Here is a 16,647-nt window from a genome sequence, read left to right on the forward strand (position 1 = left end):
TCCGAATCTGCGAACAGCAGGCCGACTGAATGCGAGAAACGCCGCAGCAATTTCCCATCGGCCTTGCGGTCGCCACGAGTCCGGTGACTACCTCAAGTGGTACACATAAAAATCCATTTTTATTTGCAGGGCTTTCTGACGCCTACAGGAGCTATGGCAGATAGGCCAGGGGGTCCACCGGCTGACCGTTACGGCGAATTTCAAAGTGGAGCTTATTGCGGTCGGTACCACTTGAACCCAGTTCCGCTATCCTCTGCCCCGCCTTGACTTTGCCGCCCTCTTTCACAAGCAGCTTGTGATTGTGGGCATAAGCACTCAAAAATTCATTGCTGTGCTTTACGATCAGCAGCTTCCCATAGCCCCTCAACGCACTCCCCGCGTAGATCACGGTGCCATCGGCCGCCGCTACTACAGAGTCTCCCTTTTCACCGGCGATATCAACACCCTTGCGCAAGGGGTCTCCCTTCCGGAAGCGACTGATCACCTTGCCCTTTGCCGGCCATTGCCAGCGAATCGAGGATTTCGATACTCGGGCGGTTGCTTTGGTCGATTTTGCAGGTGTTAAAGATTTTTTATTTGTTTTCGTCGTTTTTGCCACAGTCTTGGTTTTTTTGGCAGAGCTGGACTGGCGTTTCGTTGCGGTCGACGACACCGGGGAAGTTACCTTGGCGACCTGGGACGTCTTGGATACCTTGGTCCGGGATGTCTTGGATACCTTGGCCTGAGATGTCTTGGATGCCTTGGGCGCAGTGGAAACCACTTTCACAACGGGGCGCCCAGTTAAGCGTAATCGTTGTCCGGGATAGATGTTATAGGGGGCAGGAATGCCATTGATAGCGGCAAGTTCCCGGTAATCCTTACCATAGCGCCAGGCGATGGAATAGAGCGTCTCACCACGGCTGACAATATGATGCTGAATTTTGATACTCGGCGGCTGCTGTAATGACGCCGTGGGTGCAGGTGGGGTGGCGCAGGAGCAGAGAAGCAGAGCCAGGAGCACCACGATTAATATATTTAACACTGGGGAAGCTAGCCGGATTACGATAAGACTAATATCCCGCCATGGCCGATGCGCATAATGTGTTAACAAACGACATTCCATTATTCTCTTTTTACATCAGACGGCCGCATTTATGGAAAAAGTGTCTAAAAAAAACGCCGAAATTACCACCAAAATCCTCAGAAAAAACCGCCTTACCGATCTTGGGTAATCCTCTGACTATTGGCGCACTGAGAATGTAAAGCCCGGTGCCTGCGCCCCAGGTAGTCCACGGACAGCACAAGGGTCGCAGCGGCAACGGCGGCGGCCAGAGCAGCGGCCAGGTAGGCACTGTCTCCGGTGTGGGCTTCGTAGCCCTGTGGAGAAGCATTGGACATCAATGGCGCAAGTTTATCTCCATCACCGGCAATCCCCACCAGGGGAAGTTTCCACGGCCAAATTATTTTCAAGCTCCCGAGCAGTATACCGGCCAAAAAGGCCAGGGAGCGTGCGATATACCTGTGCATCAACCAGGAAAGCAGACGACTGAACATCAGCAATCCAGTGGCGGCTCCGGCTGCGAAACAGAGAAGATTCAAAAGCTGCAATTCGTGTACCGCGGCGAGGACCCTTGGATAAATCCCGATCAACAGCAAAATAAAAGAGCCCGAGATACCAGGCAGTATCATCGCACAAATGGCCAGGGCTCCGGACAGAAAGAGGGTCAACGGCGTAGCAGGTACTTGGCCCGGGCGCAGCTCACTGATCAGAACCGCCATGGCGGCGCCCGCTAAGAGAAACAACACCACCGACCCGGACCATCGCGGAATGCTGCGCAGTATGGGGACCGCCGAGGCGAGCACTAAGCCAAAAAAGAAAGCCCAGAGTACTATCGGGTAAGTCTCCAGCAGATGACCGATCACCCTGGCCAAAGTGAAAATACTGAAGAGAATTCCGCAAAACAGCGCCAGCAGAAAATTGCCGTTGATATATTGCCAGGTCACAGCAATGCCGTGACGCCGCAACACCGTGATGCAGTGGGGACCAATGCGGCTAATTGAATCGAGAAGTTCCGTGTAAATACCGGTGATAAAGGCAATAGTGCCGCCGGACACGCCGGGCACCACATCCGCAGCCCCCATCGCCATACCGCGGGCAGCTACACCAAGGTAGCGGCTGCGAAATAATCTGGTCATATTCATCGAACAACACCGCCGAGCAGAGGGACAAAGCGCACGGATTCCAGCTTCTCCACATCAAACCGGTCACTGTCCTCGCGCCGGGTGACGATTGTCAGGACCTGGCGCTCCGAGCCAACTGGAATTACCAACACGCCATTCGGCGCCAGTTGTTGTCGCAACTCATCGGGAACCACCGCCGGTGCGGCGGCAGTCAGTATGGCATCGTAAGGCCCTTTGTCCGGCCAGCCGAAGCCGCCGTTTCCAAGTTTGAATTCCACATTGTGAATCTCCAGCTCCCGCAGACGCCGACGCGCCTGCTGTAACAGGGGATCGATGCGTTCCACCGAGTAGAGTTTTTCCACCAGGCGCGCAAGCACCGCCGTTTGGTAGCCGGAGCCGGTACCCACTTCCAGCACCCGCTCGAGGGATTTTGCCCGGCCGAGGAGCAACTCGGTCATACGCGCGACAATATAGGGCTGAGAGATGGTCTGGCCGTAGCCGATGGGAAGTGCCGTGTCCTCATAGGCGCGCAGGGCCAAGGCTTCGTCGAGAAACAGGTGCCGCGGGGTGGATGCCATGACATCCAGCACCTGTTCGTTGCGGATACCTTCATCCCGCAGCCGCTGAATCAGGCGGTTGCGGGTACGCTGGGAGGTCATCCCCAAACCTTCACGTCTCAAGCGATCCATATTTGTTTTTATTCCAAACTTCTCGGGTGTGTCTCCACGATCGAGTTTTCGCCAACAGGTGCAAAACGGTCCCACAGCCGCGCCCATTGGCTAATCGGCCTTATTCAATACATTTGAGGCGCCGGTACCGCTTTGGGATCGGATTCTATTGGGCGCCGGATACGTTGACCAGCGCCGCGGCCTCCCGCAGCACCGCCGTTGCGAAAGCGCCCACCGGCAAAGCGAACTCCAGTATCAGATCACCATTTTCCCACTGCCGGGAAAATGCCTGCGGCCGCAGCACCAGAGGGCGCCGCTCCTGCTGCAAACCACAGTGCTCCAACCAGTCACACCAAGGTTTCCAGGGCGCCAGAACCCGGGATTCCAGCTCGGCAAGTTCACCTTCGGCACGATTTCTGCCGCGCCCCCAGAGGGGGCCACTGGGCGCCGGCTCGGGCTCGCCGGCGATGGACTCCCGCCAGCACCCCAAACGCACCCTCTCCGCCAGCACAAGATTAAACAACCAACTGCGCGCGGCGGACATGGCAAAAGACTTTTCACTTCTGCGGCAGCGCCCCGCCTCTTCCGCCAGGCGCCGCGCCAGGTCGAGGTTATTGCCCTCGCGGCCAAAGCGCTGTTCGCCGAAGAAATTGGGTACTCCGCTGGCAATCCGCTCCAGCACTTCCTCCGCCTTCGGTCGCTCGCCGCGGATATTGCGCAGCCGAATGATGAAGCGGTTGCCGAGGTGCTCGCCGCGGCGCAGCTTGCGCGGTCCCCGGTAACATTGCAGCACCTTTAATTCGGCACTGTTCACCCGAGTCCAGTCCGGCTCCGGTTTCTGCCCCAACCAGACGCTGAACCATTGCGTAGTGACGGCGTGGCGATCCTTGAGACCGTAAAACCCCACATCCCGGCTATGCACGCCGGCCAGATCCGCCAGTTGACGGGCCACCCAAGCAGTATTTGCGCCGCGCTTGCGTATTTGCAAATAGATGTGCTCGGCACCGCCACTGTCATCCCGCGGCGGTTCAGCCAATTCATCGACGACAAAGTCATCGGGAGTACAGCGGAAATCGCCTGCAATTGCCGCGCCGCCCAGAGCCCGGGGCCAGTCCAGATTCCAGTCAGTCATCGGCGCGTTGAAGCAAAACTGTTGCCTGGGCGGCGATACCCTCTCCTCGCCCGGTAAATCCGAGCTTCTCGCTGGTGGTGGCCTTGACGCTGATCGCGCCGCGATCCACTCTGCAATCCGCAGCGATATTCGCTCGCATCGCCTCGATATGGGGGGCCATTTTGGGTGCCTGGGCGATCAGGGTGCAATCCGCATTCACCAGGCGATAACCGCGCTCGGCAATCAACCCCATCACATGGCGCAGCAGCAAACGGCTGTCTGCACCGGCATAGGCGGCATCGGTGTCGGGAAAATGATGGCCGATATCCCCCAGGGCCAGAGCGCCCAGCAGTGCGTCAGCCAGCGCATGCAGCAGTACGTCGCCGTCGGAGTGCGCCTTGAGGCCGCGTTCATGGGGAATCGCCACACCGCCTAGCATTACATGGTCGCCCGGGCCAAACGCATGCACGTCAAAGCCCTGGCCGATTCGAAAACTCACTATCGATTGTCCTCTGTAGGGGCATAGCGCAGTCGCAGAATGGTTTCTGCCAGCACGATATCGGGGGGATGGGTGACCTTGATATTGTCGCTGCGGCCGGGCACCAGCCGCGGGCTGTGTCCGCAAAACTCCAGCGCACTGGCCTCGTCGGTCACCTCGGCGCCTTGTGCCAAAGCGCGGCGCAGGCAGGCGTGCAGCAGTCCCAGCGGCGCCCGCTGAGGGGTCTGAGCCAGCCAGATACTGCCGCGGTCCAGCGTCCTGTCAACACTGGGCCCGCTTTCATCTTTGCGGCTCAGCTTGACCGTATCGCTGGCGGGCTGTGCAAGCAGCGCAACGGGCTCCGCCCGCAATAGCTTTTCAATATCTTCCAGCGCCACACAGGGGCGGGCGGCATCGTGTACCAGCACTGGTGTTTCGGGTGCTTCCCGCGCAGCGAGAAAATCGAGCGCGGCCAGTACGGAATCGGCACGCTCCGCACCGCCAGTCACCCGGTGTACCCGCGGGTCCTTCGATTCGCTCAGATAGGAAAAGTCGCTATCGCGGTCAGACAGTGCGACCACCACACCGGCCAGCCCGGGCCAGCCCAAAATATTGCGCAGCGTCAGGGACAGCAGTGGGCGTCCCAGCAAAGGCAGGTACTGCTTGGGTCTGTCCGCCCCCATGCGCCTGCCGACGCCGGCGGCGGGCACGACTACCCAGAATCCGCTAATCACGTTTCTTGACCTCTTCCGGGTCGAGGAAGATAAACAGGGTTTCGCCTTCCTTGATTAGGCCGAGGTCGTAACGCGCCTTGGCCTCGACACCATCGGTACCTTCCTTGAGGCTGCGCACTTCGCGCAGCAGTTGACGATTTTCCCGCAACAAAGCGGCATTCTTTTTGCGCTGCTCGGCCAGCTCGCGCTTCAGACGCGTCACTTCCGCCAAACTGCCCTCACCCACCCAGAGACGGAACTGGGTGGCGATCAGCATGACAGAGAGAAGTGCCAGCAGCCATTTCATGGGAAATTACATTTAATAAAGCGGGGCCGGAAAGCCGTACCGGACCGGGCACCTCCGCTGTCTACGGAAATACTCCGGTCCAGGGCCCGGGTGGCTTAACGGAATTCGGCGCGGCCGCGGTAGGGTGCCGCACCTTCCAGCTCCGCTTCGATACGCAGCAGGCGGTTATACTTGGCCACGCGATCGGAGCGGCACAGGGAACCAGTTTTGATCTGACCCGCGGCAGTGGCCACTGCCAGATCGGCGATGGTGGTGTCCTCGGTTTCCCCGGAGCGGTGTGAGATCACTGCAGTGTAGCCCGCGTCTTTGGCCATTTTGATGGCGTCCAGCGTCTCGGACAGGGAGCCGATCTGATTAAACTTGATCAGGATCGAGTTGCCCACGCCCTTTTCGATACCCTCCTTGAGGATTTTGGTATTGGTCACGAACAGGTCGTCACCCACCAGTTGTACCTTGCCACCAATCTTATCGGTGAGCAGTTTCCAGCCATCCCAGTCACTTTCATCCATACCGTCTTCGATGGACAAAATGGGGTAGTTGCCGGACAACTCGGCCAGGTAATCGGCGAAACCGGCGCTGTCGAATTGTTTGCCCTCACCGGAGAGCTGGTATTGCCCGTCTTTGTAAAATTCAGAGGATGCACAGTCCAGAGCCAGAGTGATGTCCTCGCCCAGGGTGTAACCCGCCTTTTCCACGGCCTCGGCGATCACTTGCAGAGCCGCTTCATTGGAGGGCAGATTGGGCGCGAAGCCGCCTTCGTCGCCAACAGCGGTGTTCAGCCCCTTGGCGGAGAGTACTTTTTTCAGGGTGTGGAAAACTTCAGCGCCCTGGCGCAGCGCTTCGGCAAAGCTTGTGGCCTTGACCGGCTGGATCATGAACTCCTGAATATCCACGTTATTGTCGGCGTGTTCACCGCCATTGAGGATGTTCATCATGGGCACCGGCATGGTGTACTGGCCAGCGGTGCCGTTCAACTCGGCGATATGCTGATACAGCGGAATGTTTTTACTCGCCGCCGCCGCCTTGGCCGCCGCCAGGGAAACCGCCAAAATGGCGTTGGCGCCCAGTTTGGATTTATTTTCGGTGCCGTCGGCGTCGAGCATCGCCTTGTCCAGGGCGCGCTGATCGGTTGCGTCCATACCCTTCAACAGGTCGGCGATGATGGTGTTGACGTTTTCCACGGCTTTCAACACGCCCTTGCCCAGATAGCGGCTCTTGTCGCCGTCGCGCAGTTCCAGCGCTTCGCGGGAGCCAGTAGAGGCGCCAGAGGGGGCACAGGCGCTGCCGATGGAACCATCTTCCAGGATGACCTCCGCCTCAACGGTGGGATTACCGCGGGAATCCAGCACTTCAAACGCTTTTACGGCAACAATCTTGCTCATGAACAAGGGCTCCATGTTTGTGGGTGAATGGCAAATCGATGGTTGTTTTTGTGGGGCCGCATTCTACCGGGCAAGCCGGTGCGCGGCCCCGGTATCATTTATTGGGTATCCAGCGGCGCAAAGCCCTTGACCAGGTCGTCCACGGCTTTCATCTGCGCCAGGAAGGGTTCCAGTTTGTCGAGCGGCAGCGCACTGGGACCGTCGCACAAGGCCTTATCCGGATCTGGATGGGCTTCCAGGAAGAGGCCCGCGATACCGATGGCGAGGCCAGCGCGCGCCAGCTCCGTGACCTGGGCGCGGCGCCCTCCGGAAGCGGCACCACCGGGATCGCGCATTTGCAGCGAATGGGTGACGTCGAAAATCAGCGGGGCGCCACCAGAAGCATCTATCATGGTGCGGAAGCCGAGCATGTCCACCACCAGGTTATCGTAACCAAAGCAGGCGCCGCGCTCGCACAGTATGATTTTTTCATTGCCGCATTCGGCAAATTTCTCCACCACGTTTTTGACCTGTGGCGGGCTCATAAACTGCGGTTTTTTCACATTGATCACCGCGCCGGTCTTGGCCATAGCCGCCACCAGATCGGTTTGACGGGCGAGGAAAGCGGGCAGCTGGATCACATCCACCACTTCCGCCACCGGTGCTGCCTGGTGCGGTTCGTGAACATCGGTGATCAGCGGCACATTGAAGGTCTTTTTGATCTCCTCGAATATTTTCAAACCCTCTTCCATACCCGGACCGCGGTAGGAGTGGATAGAAGAGCGGTTGGCTTTATCGAAGGACGCCTTAAAGATGTATGGAATACCCAATTTCTCGGTGACCGCAACATAGTGCTCCGCCACCCGCATGGCCAGGTCGCGGGACTCCAGCACATTCATGCCACCAAATAGCGCGAAGGGTTTGTCGTTCGCGACCTGGATATTTCCGACTTCAATGGTTTTCATAGCTTCCTTTTCCCCGTCCCCGGTAAACCGGGAGCGGGGCTCGTCGTTAAGATTTTCTTGCGCGGCTCCAAGTGCAGCCGAGCCGCCGCACCAAAACTTTATTTTTTATGCTGCTCCATTGCCGCAGCGATAAAGCTCTCAAACAATGGGTGGCCATCCCGCGGCGTTGAGGTGAACTCCGGGTGGAACTGACAGGCGATAAACCAGGGGTGCTCCGGCAACTCCACCATTTCCACCAGGGTGTCGTCCGCGGACCAGCCGCCGATTTTCAGCCCGGCTTTTTGCAGGCGGTCGACGTAGTTGTTGTTCACTTCGTAACGGTGGCGATGGCGTTCGACAATGACGTCGGAACCGTATATTTCCCGCGCCTTGCTGTCCTTGGTCAGGCGGCATTCCTGCCCTCCCAAGCGCATAGTGCCGCCGAGATCGGAGTGCTCGTCGCGCTTCTCCACATTCCCGTCGCTATCGATCCATTCGGTGATGAGACCGATGACCGGGTGTGGGGTCTTGACGTCGAACTCTGTGCTGTTGGCATCCTTCAGGCCCAACACATTGCGGGCGTATTCGATTACCACCGACTGCAGGCCGAGGCAGATCCCCAGGAAGGGAATGTTGTTTTCGCGCGCGTAGCGCACCGCTTCCAGCTTGCCCTCCAGGCCGCGCTCGCCAAAACCGCCGGGTACCAGAATGGCGTCGGCGCCTTTAATCAGCTCTATGCCATTCTCACCCTCCACATCTTCAGCATTGATATAGTCGATATCCACCTTGCAGCGGTGTTTGATACCAGCGTGGGTCAGGGCTTCGATCAGGGATTTGTAGGCGTCCAGCAGCTCCATGTATTTGCCGACCATGGCGATCTTCACTTCGTGCTGCGGGTTCAGCTTGCCATCGACCACCGCATCCCATTCGGACAGGTCCGGCGCATCGCACTCCAGCTGCAGCTTTTCGACCACGATATCGTCGAGACCGTGGCTGTGCAGCAAGCGCGGTACACCGTAGATAGTCCTGGCATCCGGCAAGGGCACCACTGCGCGCTCTTCCACATTGGTAAAGAGGGCGATCTTACGGCGGGAATCTTCATCGATTTCCCGCTCGGAGCGGCACAGCAGTATATCCGGCTGCAGACCGATGGAGCGCAGTTCTTTCACCGAGTGCTGGGTCGGCTTGGTCTTGGTTTCACCGGCAGTGGTGATGTAGGGCACATAGCTCAGATGGATCAGCAGCGCCCGGTTTAGCCCGAGCTCCACGCGCAACTGACGCACGGACTCCAGGAAGGGCTGAGACTCTATGTCGCCCACGGTACCGCCAATCTCAACGATGGCCACGTCCACATCGCGGCCGCCCTCGACCACGCGGCGCTTGATCTCGTCGGTGATATGGGGGATCACCTGAACGGTCCCCCCCAGATAATCGCCGCGGCGCTCTTTGCGCAATACGGTTTCGTAAACACGGCCGGTGGTAAAGTTGTTGCGCTTGCTCATGCGCGTGCGGATAAAGCGCTCGTAATGGCCCAGGTCCAGATCCGTCTCGGCACCGTCTTCGGTGACATACACCTCGCCGTGCTGGAAGGGGCTCATGGTGCCCGGGTCCACATTAATGTAGGGATCCAGCTTGAGAATGGTGACCTTGAGGCCGCGGGCTTCGAGAATGGCGGCCAGGGAAGCGGAGGCGATACCTTTCCCCAAAGAGGAAACCACGCCACCAGTGACAAAAATATAGCGCGTCATGCAAAACCTTGGTCAGTTGAATGCCCGATGGGATCGGGGATGCGGGGCCGGCCCGGGCGACTTTCCGGAACTGCCCTGGAGGCTGCTCCGCCCATCCCGGTGCCTTATAGAATGGGGCGCCACACTACCAGAAAGGCGCTCCCTTCTCAATCAGCAAGCGCGTGGGCCACGGCCTGTACACCGCCGTCAGGGCCCGCGGTAACACCATTCGAGTGAGCCCGCAATACCTTCGTCACAAAGAAAGAGCCCCCCCACTGCGATTAAACGTTCACCGCGGTATACCAGAGGAATCCACTCCCTCAGCCAGGGCTCCAGCGCCGCTTCCTGCAGTAATTTTTTCAGCGTCTGTGAGTGGCGCCGTCCCACGGGCCTGGCCCGCTCGCCGCCACGGCGGAATCGCACGGTGTAATCCCCTTGCGGCCACCCGGAGCGAGCCCGCAATTCCCAGCCGCCGGGCAATTGCAGAGCCGAAGTTCCCTGCCAATGCCATTCGCCGTCCGCCAGTCTCCCCAGGGGCGGCGTTAAGTAGAGGCGATTGCGGTAGCGGCGCGCCACCCGGCCGCCGAGCCCGACCGCCATGCGCCGGTCGGCGCCCGCCTGCAATGCCTGATCCAAGGCCTGTTGCAGGTGCGGCGCCTCGGGCATATCACCACCGCTGTCCGCCAGCCAGCAGCGCAGCAGGTTTTTCTGGCGCCGCCGCGGCAGCCGCCGCAACATCTCAAGGTCCAGGCTTTCACCGAAAGACTCGCGCCTCCGGTCGCAAAGTTCCAGATCCCCACGACCCAGGTCACGCAGCAGTTCCGCGGCCTCGCGCAGATTATCCGCCGCCCGTGTCACCCGCTCGCGCACCGGCCAGCGTTCGCGCAGCGGTGGCAGCACCACCTGGCGCAAGTAGTTGCGATCCAGAGTCTGATCGCTATTACTCTCGTCCTCGATCCAGCGCAACTTCCGCTCGCGGGCATAGGATGCCAACTCGGCGCGGCTGGTGCCGAGCAGTGGGCGCAAGACCACCGCGCTCCCCAACGGCCGTCTGGTGGCCATGGCCGCCAACCCCAGGGCACCGGCACCCCGCAACAGGCGCAGAAAGAAGGTTTCCACCTGGTCGTCACCGTGCTGAGCAAGCAGTAGTGTATCGCCCGGCTGCAAAAGTTCACCGAACACGCGGTAACGGGCCTCGCGGGCGGCCCGCTCCAGTCCGCCCTCCTTCGCATCCACCCGCACGCGCCGCGCTGTGAAGGGCACCCCCAGGGCTTCGGCAGTTTCCGCACAGTGTGCCAGCCAGGTATCTGCGTTTGGGGACAGGCCGTGATGGACGTGCACCGCGCGCACTTCAACACCCAGCTCACACAACAGGTACAGCAATACCGTGGAATCCAGACCGCCACTGAACCCCAACCAGCGCACGCCCTCGCGCGGCTGCTGCAGCAGTGCATGCTCCACTTGTTTAAGCAGTCGATTCACGCGGCTCTTCCTAAAGTCTGACTTTTTACCCGGTTCAACTTTGTGCAAATACCCAATGTCGGACGATATGCGGTCGCTTTTTAGGCAATGATCACCCGTCGCTGCAGCGGCCATATTTTGGAGGCATGCTCACCCTGCATCCGATAGTCGCGTTTCGAGATACGAACCGAGGAACAGGTCCATCGCGGCCGGCGAATACAGAGTGAACAGGTCCTAAAACTCAAACAATAACAGGAATAGGCAGTCCCTTATGGAATCAGCTGAGAACATTCTCGAAACTAACCGAAGCCACCGGCAGGAGACCCCGCCCCTGCCGTTCATTATTTTCATCTGCGGAATCGCCACCCTGGGCGGGTTCCTGTTTGGATTCGACAGCGGCGTTATCAACGGTACAGTGACCGGACTCCAGCAGGCGTTTAATTCCGATACCGCCGGCACCGGCTTCAACGTGGCTTCCATGTTGCTCGGCTGCGCCGCCGGTGCCTTCTTTGCCGGCCGCCTCGCCGATGCCTGGGGGCGACGGCAGCTGCTGCTCGTTTCCGCTGTCTTCTTTCTGATCAGTGCCTGGGGGTCCGGCGTGGCCGAATCCTCAATGGAGTTCGTAGTTTACCGGATACTCGGCGGTCTGGCGGTGGGTGCCGCCAGTGTAATGTCGCCGGCTTACATCAGCGAAGTAGCCCCGGCGGACTGGCGCGGGCGCCTGATCACCATCAACCAAGTGGCGCTGATCTGCGGCCTCTTCGGAGCCTTCGTCAGTAATTACCTGCTTGCACAAACTGCGGGCTCCGCGACCACTCCACTGTGGATGGGCTATGAGGCCTGGCGCTGGATGTTTTGGATGGAAGCCCTGCCCGCTGCCGTGTTCCTGCTCGCCCTCCTTTGGATTCCGGAGAGCCCGCGCTACTTGGTGTTGTCCAGAAAGATAGAAAGGGCCCGTGCTGTGCTCGGCAAGCTGTACGGACAAGAGCGGGTAGAGGAGAAACTGAATGCCATCAGGGGCTCCATTGCGGTGGACCACCGCCCGCGGCTCACCGACCTCCTGGACCATGCCGGCAAAATCCGCACTATTGTCTGGGTCGGCATCGGGCTGGCGACCTTCCAGCAATTGGTGGGTATCAACGTCGTCTTTTATTACGGTGCGGTTTTGTGGCAATCGGTAGGCTTCTCCGAAGCGGACGCATTGATGATCAATATCATCTCCGGTGCCGTGAGCATAGGCGCCTGCCTGATCACTATCGGTTTGATCGACCGCATCGGGCGCAAACCGCTGCTGCTGGCGGGCTCCATCGGTATGGCGGCGACATTGGCCCTGGTGACCATTGCCTTTACCACCGCGAGCCTGGACGACAACGGCAACCTGGTGCTTTCCGACTCCATGGGTCTGCTGGCACTGGTGGCCGCCAACGCCTATGTCTTTTTCTTCAATGGCTCCTGGGGGCCGGTGATGTGGACCATGCTCGGGGAAATGTTCCCGAACCAGATCCGCGGATCGGGGCTAGCGGTTTCCGGGCTTTCCCAGTGGGGAGCCAACTTCGCCATAACCATGACCTTCCCCATTCTGCTGACAGGAATCGGCCTCGCTGGAGCCTACAGCATCTATATGCTGTTTGCGCTTCTCTCGGCCGTTTTCGTCCTTCGGCTGGTACGGGAAACCAAAGGTATGGAACTGGAGCAGATGGTGGGCTGAGCCCACCCCACCGCATCACGCCCGGGCACTTGCCGATTTTTCCTCCGGGCGGTTGCGTTGCCGGTATTGGGTGGGGGTCATCCCCACCAACTTCTTGAACAGGGAGTTAAAGGTGGCCTTGGTATTGAAACCCGACTCCAGCATGATTTCCATCACCGTTTGATCAGCGCATTCCGGGTCGGCCAGGCGGGCCTTGGCTTCCTCAATGCGGTAGTGATTCACAAACTCGAAGAAATTGCGCTCGAAATGGCGGTTGATTGTCATGGACAGGGTCCGCCTCGGCACACCGAGCTGATTGGCCAGTTGCTCCAGAGTTAGTGCCGGTTCGAGAAAGGGCTTGGCCTCCTGCATGTGGCGCGATAGCTTTTCCACCAACGCCATATCAACCGCAATCTTTTCGCCGCCTGCTGGTTCTTTTTTATCGCCGGCTTCCTCTTCCCCACTTTCCAGACCTTCAAACATGGACGAATAGCTGAGGCTGAAGAAAATCATGGCGCTGACAAGGATAAACACCGTGTAATTGCTGGCCAGCCCCATTAGACGGTAGTTGATATATGTGTCCAAATGCGCGGAAAAAATGATGGCGATATTTACCAGCACCGCCCAACCGCGGATGACGAGAAATCCCCACACGAGGATCAACAGCCACTTGAAGTCAATCGTTTCGATATTGGAGTAGCTGTCGCGAATCTGACGCCGGCAGCTGCGGACTTCCAACAAACAAAGAATACCGAAAGTCAGGCGCAATGCCTCGCGCGCAAATCCAATACCGTGAGTCAGTATCGATTCCTCATACAGGTTGTAATTCTGTAGCATCGCCACCTTGGTAGCGGTATCAAAGCGGAAATAGTCGAAATACTCATAGAGTGCGTAGGCGGCAAAGGGCAGCAGGTACACCAGATCAAAACGGGTCAGCCGGTAATCCCGGTAAATCAGCGAACGCGTGTACCAGAGGAGTAGTGGCCCCTCCAACCAGTAGGCGAACCCGAAGACATAAAAGAGGTTCGGTGAAGTCTGTATGGCCCACTGGCGAAAACCGGCCCCGAAGCTGATCAGGATATCTATTGGGATCAGCGCCTGTGAGAACAAAAACAGCGCCAAAAACAGATTGCTCAGTCGATTTTCCCTCTTGACGACAAACAGCAACAGCCCGAACAGGGTGCATTGATAGCTGGTCATCAACAGCACGACATCGTGGAAATTGAACAGCAGGATATCCATCCTCAGCGTCTTCTCTCAATCATTGTTGTTATGCGGCCGAAGGTTAATTGGCCAGCTCCCACCGTGCAAGTGCGCGTAAACAGCCCGTCGCGCCCGCGTCTGACTTTGGGATTTACCGGTATTTGAACGTCCAAACTTGCGATCAATCACGCATAAAGACGATCGGCCGGGCGACTTGATTCAAAGTGCTCCGATGCCGGCCCCCGCGCCGGCAACCTCTGACACAATAAAAAAGGAGTAACAGTGATGATGAGATTCAAGAGAAACCAACTGGCCGGGGCGGTAATGGCATTCACGGTCAGTATTGCCACAGGCTCTTTATCTGCGCAGAGTGGAGAACAAGCTGAACACAGTGCACTTGAAGAAGTGGTGGTGACCGTGGAACGTCGCGAGCAATCGCTGCAGAGCGTAGCCGGCGTTGCCCAGGCTTTCGACCAGGATAGCCTCAACCGCCTCGGCGTGGGGACCTCATTTCAAAATCTACAAAATATCGTACCTGGGATGAATATTGCCGATCAGGAAGGCAATATGGAAATTTATATCCGCGGGGTTGGCTCCAGCAACAACACCGAGCTGGGGGACCCAGCCGCGGCCACCCACCTCAACGGTGTCTACATCCCCCGCCCCAGAGGGGTCGGCGCCATGTTTTACGATATCGAACGGGTGGAGGTGAAAAAAGGCCCCCAGGGCACGCTGCGCGGGCGCAATGCCACCGCGGGAACACTCAATATCGTCACCAAGCGGCCTGACTTCGATAACTTTGGTGGCGACTTCGAAGTGACTACAGGCAACTACAGTACCTTCGGTGTGCGCGGCGCGGTCAACCTGCCAGTGACTGATAACTTCGCCGTGCGCTTCGCAGCCTATACCGAAGAACACGATCCCTACTTTAGCAATGCCTCTGCCGACAGCAGCCTGGACGCCGCGGGCAGTGAGGATGTGCAATCCTTCCGCCTTTCCGCCCTGTGGGAAATCAGTGAGGCGACCAGCCTTTATGTGGTTGCCGACAGCACCGACGAGGGCGGCACCGGCTATCCCGGTGCCCAGATCAAGCAGGCACTGCAGAACGGCTACGACTTCGATGACCTCGACGACCCTCGCGAGGTGCTCTATCGCGGTACCGAGGGGGATCTGGACTCCAGCCACACGGGCGTGATGGCAGTACTGACCCACGAATTCGACGGGTTTTCCGTGGAGCTTTCCAGCAGTTACCGCGACCTGGACTTTGAGCAGGTCAACGCCGCCAACGACGGGGTCTACTTCCCGGGCCACGACGAGGTCAACCAGCAGAATTACAGCAGCCAGTATTGGATAACTCTGTCGGAATCCACCGTTCACGAACTGCGCCTATTCTCCAATGGCGACGGCCCCCTCACCTGGAGCACCGGTATCTTCCACTTTCAGGAAGACCAGCAAGCGGCGCTCTTTAGTCTGACAGATGGCGGTACCTGGTACACGGGCACCGAGTGGGTGATGCCGGATGTCGACAGCAGTTCAACGGCGGTTTATGCCGATCTGTCCTACGACTTCACAGACGAACTGACCGCATTCGCCGGTATCCGCCATACCACGGAAGAGAAATCCCGCTTTGGCACTGGCGGCAACTGGGCCTTCGCTTTCTTTGAAGCTGGCGATGAATGGGGCACCGCCCTGCCCTCGCGTATCGGCACCCCCGGCTTTGAATACGATGGCCTGGGCCGCAGCAACTATGACATCCTGGGCGCCAGCGACGCGGAGCTATACGCCTACCTGCTCGACGGTATTGGCAGCTGGGGAGTTGACGACAATCTGGATGACCAGATCGCCTGCGTGACAGACCCCTCCTGCACCGACATCACCATGCCCTGGACTGTCGGTGCACCGGTACAGCAGAAGGGCAGCTATGAAGACGACTATATCGACTTCCGCACCGGCCTCACCTACCAACTGACCGACAGCAGCATGCTTTTCGCCAGTATCGCCAGTGGACACAAGTCCGGCGGCTTTAACGATACTCTGGTGATGCCCGACGGCGAGCTGGTGGCCGAGCCCTACGCGCCGGAAAAACTGGTGATGTATGAAGTGGGTACAAAAAACGAATTCGACCTCGGCCCAGTACCAACACGCTTGAATGCTTCATTCTTTTATTACGACTACACCGACCAGGTCTTTCAGATGATCGTCGCCACCGGCGACGACGAAAGCGCCAGCTCTCTGCAGAACCGCAATATTGCCGACTCGGAGATTACGGGGCTGGAAATTGAGAGCAAGCTCCTGCTGCCGGCCAATCTGACCCTGGATATGACCGCCCTATGGCTGAATGCCGAAATCAAAGAAGGGGTGATGGCCGACACTCGCCAGGGATGGGGCACCGATCTGCCAATCGTCGACCTCAGTGGCAATACACTGCCCCTGGCCCCGGACTTCACCTTTAATCTGGCACTGTCACAACAAATCGAATCGGATCTGGGCACATTCGACTGGACACTGTCAGCCCAATATCGCAGCGATTATTACCTCACCATCTGGAACGATACCGACTACGATCTGGTGGACGGTGAAACGGTGGTCGGCAGTGACCCGGATTACGCGGATGCCGTGGACGGTTATCTGAACCTGGACGCGGGCCTGGGCTTTACCGACAACAGCGGCCGCTTCCGGATCGAAGCCTATGGTGCAAACCTCACCGATGAAGTGGTCTCGCAAAAAGGGATCATCGATCACGGCAACAACCTGCGCTTTACCAATTTGCCGCGCACCTACGGCATGCGCTTCAAAGTCAACTTCTGACTCGATCAAAAAGCGGGGG

General features: G+C 58.6%; 14 protein-coding genes. 2 read left to right on the forward strand and 12 right to left on the reverse strand.

From position 1 onward, the window contains the following. Positions 1 to 151: 151 nt before the first annotated feature. From A3224_RS10515 to tilS, 11 genes are all read right to left on the reverse strand, one after another. On the reverse strand, positions 152 to 1,102 hold the full coding sequence (locus A3224_RS10515) for a peptidoglycan DD-metalloendopeptidase family protein (protein WP_067154208.1): 951 nt from the start codon (positions 1,100 to 1,102) through the stop codon (positions 152 to 154). A gap of 92 nt (positions 1,103 to 1,194) precedes the next feature. After that, positions 1,195 to 2,175, reverse strand: coding sequence for a DUF368 domain-containing protein (locus A3224_RS10520; RefSeq protein WP_231902358.1), 981 nt, complete (start codon positions 2,173 to 2,175; stop codon positions 1,195 to 1,197). A 2-nt stretch (positions 2,176 to 2,177) separates the two neighbouring features. After that, positions 2,178 to 2,849, reverse strand: coding sequence for a protein-L-isoaspartate(D-aspartate) O-methyltransferase (locus A3224_RS10525; RefSeq protein ID WP_175487795.1), 672 nt, complete (start codon positions 2,847 to 2,849; stop codon positions 2,178 to 2,180). Positions 2,850 to 2,994: 145 nt separating this feature from the next. Then, entirely contained in the window at positions 2,995 to 3,960 is a 966-nt protein-coding gene (gene truD / locus A3224_RS10530) for a tRNA pseudouridine(13) synthase TruD (protein ID WP_067154217.1), read from the reverse strand. Then, positions 3,953 to 4,438, reverse strand: a complete 486-nt coding sequence (ispF, locus tag A3224_RS10535) for a 2-C-methyl-D-erythritol 2,4-cyclodiphosphate synthase (RefSeq protein WP_074903184.1) — start codon at positions 4,436 to 4,438, stop codon at positions 3,953 to 3,955. The genes truD and ispF overlap by 8 nt, the downstream gene beginning before the upstream one ends. Beyond that, positions 4,438 to 5,151: a 2-C-methyl-D-erythritol 4-phosphate cytidylyltransferase gene (gene ispD, locus A3224_RS10540; RefSeq protein ID WP_067154220.1), complete on the reverse strand. Its 714-nt coding sequence runs from the start codon at positions 5,149 to 5,151 to the stop codon at positions 4,438 to 4,440. Before ispD ends, ispF begins: the two co-directional genes overlap by 1 nt. Further along, complete coding sequence (locus A3224_RS10545; protein ID WP_067154223.1) at positions 5,144 to 5,437, reverse strand: septum formation initiator family protein; 294 nt, start codon at positions 5,435 to 5,437, stop codon at positions 5,144 to 5,146. The genes ispD and A3224_RS10545 overlap by 8 nt, the downstream gene beginning before the upstream one ends. A gap of 95 nt (positions 5,438 to 5,532) precedes the next feature. Further along, the gene (gene eno, locus A3224_RS10550; protein ID WP_067157845.1) at positions 5,533 to 6,819 is read right to left on the reverse strand and encodes a phosphopyruvate hydratase; all 1,287 of its coding nucleotides are present in this window, start codon (positions 6,817 to 6,819) and stop codon (positions 5,533 to 5,535) included. Positions 6,820 to 6,917: 98 nt separating this feature from the next. After that, positions 6,918 to 7,763, reverse strand: a complete 846-nt coding sequence (gene kdsA, locus A3224_RS10555) for a 3-deoxy-8-phosphooctulonate synthase (RefSeq protein WP_067154226.1) — start codon at positions 7,761 to 7,763, stop codon at positions 6,918 to 6,920. 98 nt (positions 7,764 to 7,861) lie between these two features. Then, on the reverse strand, positions 7,862 to 9,490 hold the full coding sequence (locus A3224_RS10560; protein WP_067154229.1) for a CTP synthase: 1,629 nt from the start codon (positions 9,488 to 9,490) through the stop codon (positions 7,862 to 7,864). A 186-nt stretch (positions 9,491 to 9,676) separates the two neighbouring features. Then, the gene (gene tilS / locus A3224_RS10565) at positions 9,677 to 10,951 is read right to left on the reverse strand and encodes a tRNA lysidine(34) synthetase TilS (protein WP_231902359.1); all 1,275 of its coding nucleotides are present in this window, start codon (positions 10,949 to 10,951) and stop codon (positions 9,677 to 9,679) included. Positions 10,952 to 11,201: 250 nt separating this feature from the next. Between tilS and A3224_RS10570 the strand changes: the two genes are divergently transcribed. Next, positions 11,202 to 12,638 (forward strand): sugar porter family MFS transporter, encoded by a 1,437-nt coding sequence (locus tag A3224_RS10570; RefSeq protein WP_082817489.1) that lies wholly within the window; start codon positions 11,202 to 11,204, stop codon positions 12,636 to 12,638. A 15-nt stretch (positions 12,639 to 12,653) separates the two neighbouring features. Here A3224_RS10570 and A3224_RS10575 read toward each other — a convergent pair whose 3' ends face one another. Next, entirely contained in the window at positions 12,654 to 13,859 is a 1,206-nt protein-coding gene (locus A3224_RS10575) for a helix-turn-helix domain-containing protein (RefSeq protein ID WP_067154231.1), read from the reverse strand. Between the two features lie 246 nt (positions 13,860 to 14,105). On the opposite strand from A3224_RS10575, the gene A3224_RS10580 reads away from it, so the two are divergent. Further along, the gene (locus A3224_RS10580; RefSeq protein ID WP_067154233.1) at positions 14,106 to 16,628 is read left to right on the forward strand and encodes a TonB-dependent receptor; all 2,523 of its coding nucleotides are present in this window, start codon (positions 14,106 to 14,108) and stop codon (positions 16,626 to 16,628) included. Positions 16,629 to 16,647: the final 19 nt, after the last annotated feature.

It is taken from the genome of Microbulbifer thermotolerans (genome assembly GCF_001617625.1).
GTDB classification, from domain to species: Bacteria; Pseudomonadota; Gammaproteobacteria; order Pseudomonadales; family Cellvibrionaceae; genus Microbulbifer; species Microbulbifer thermotolerans.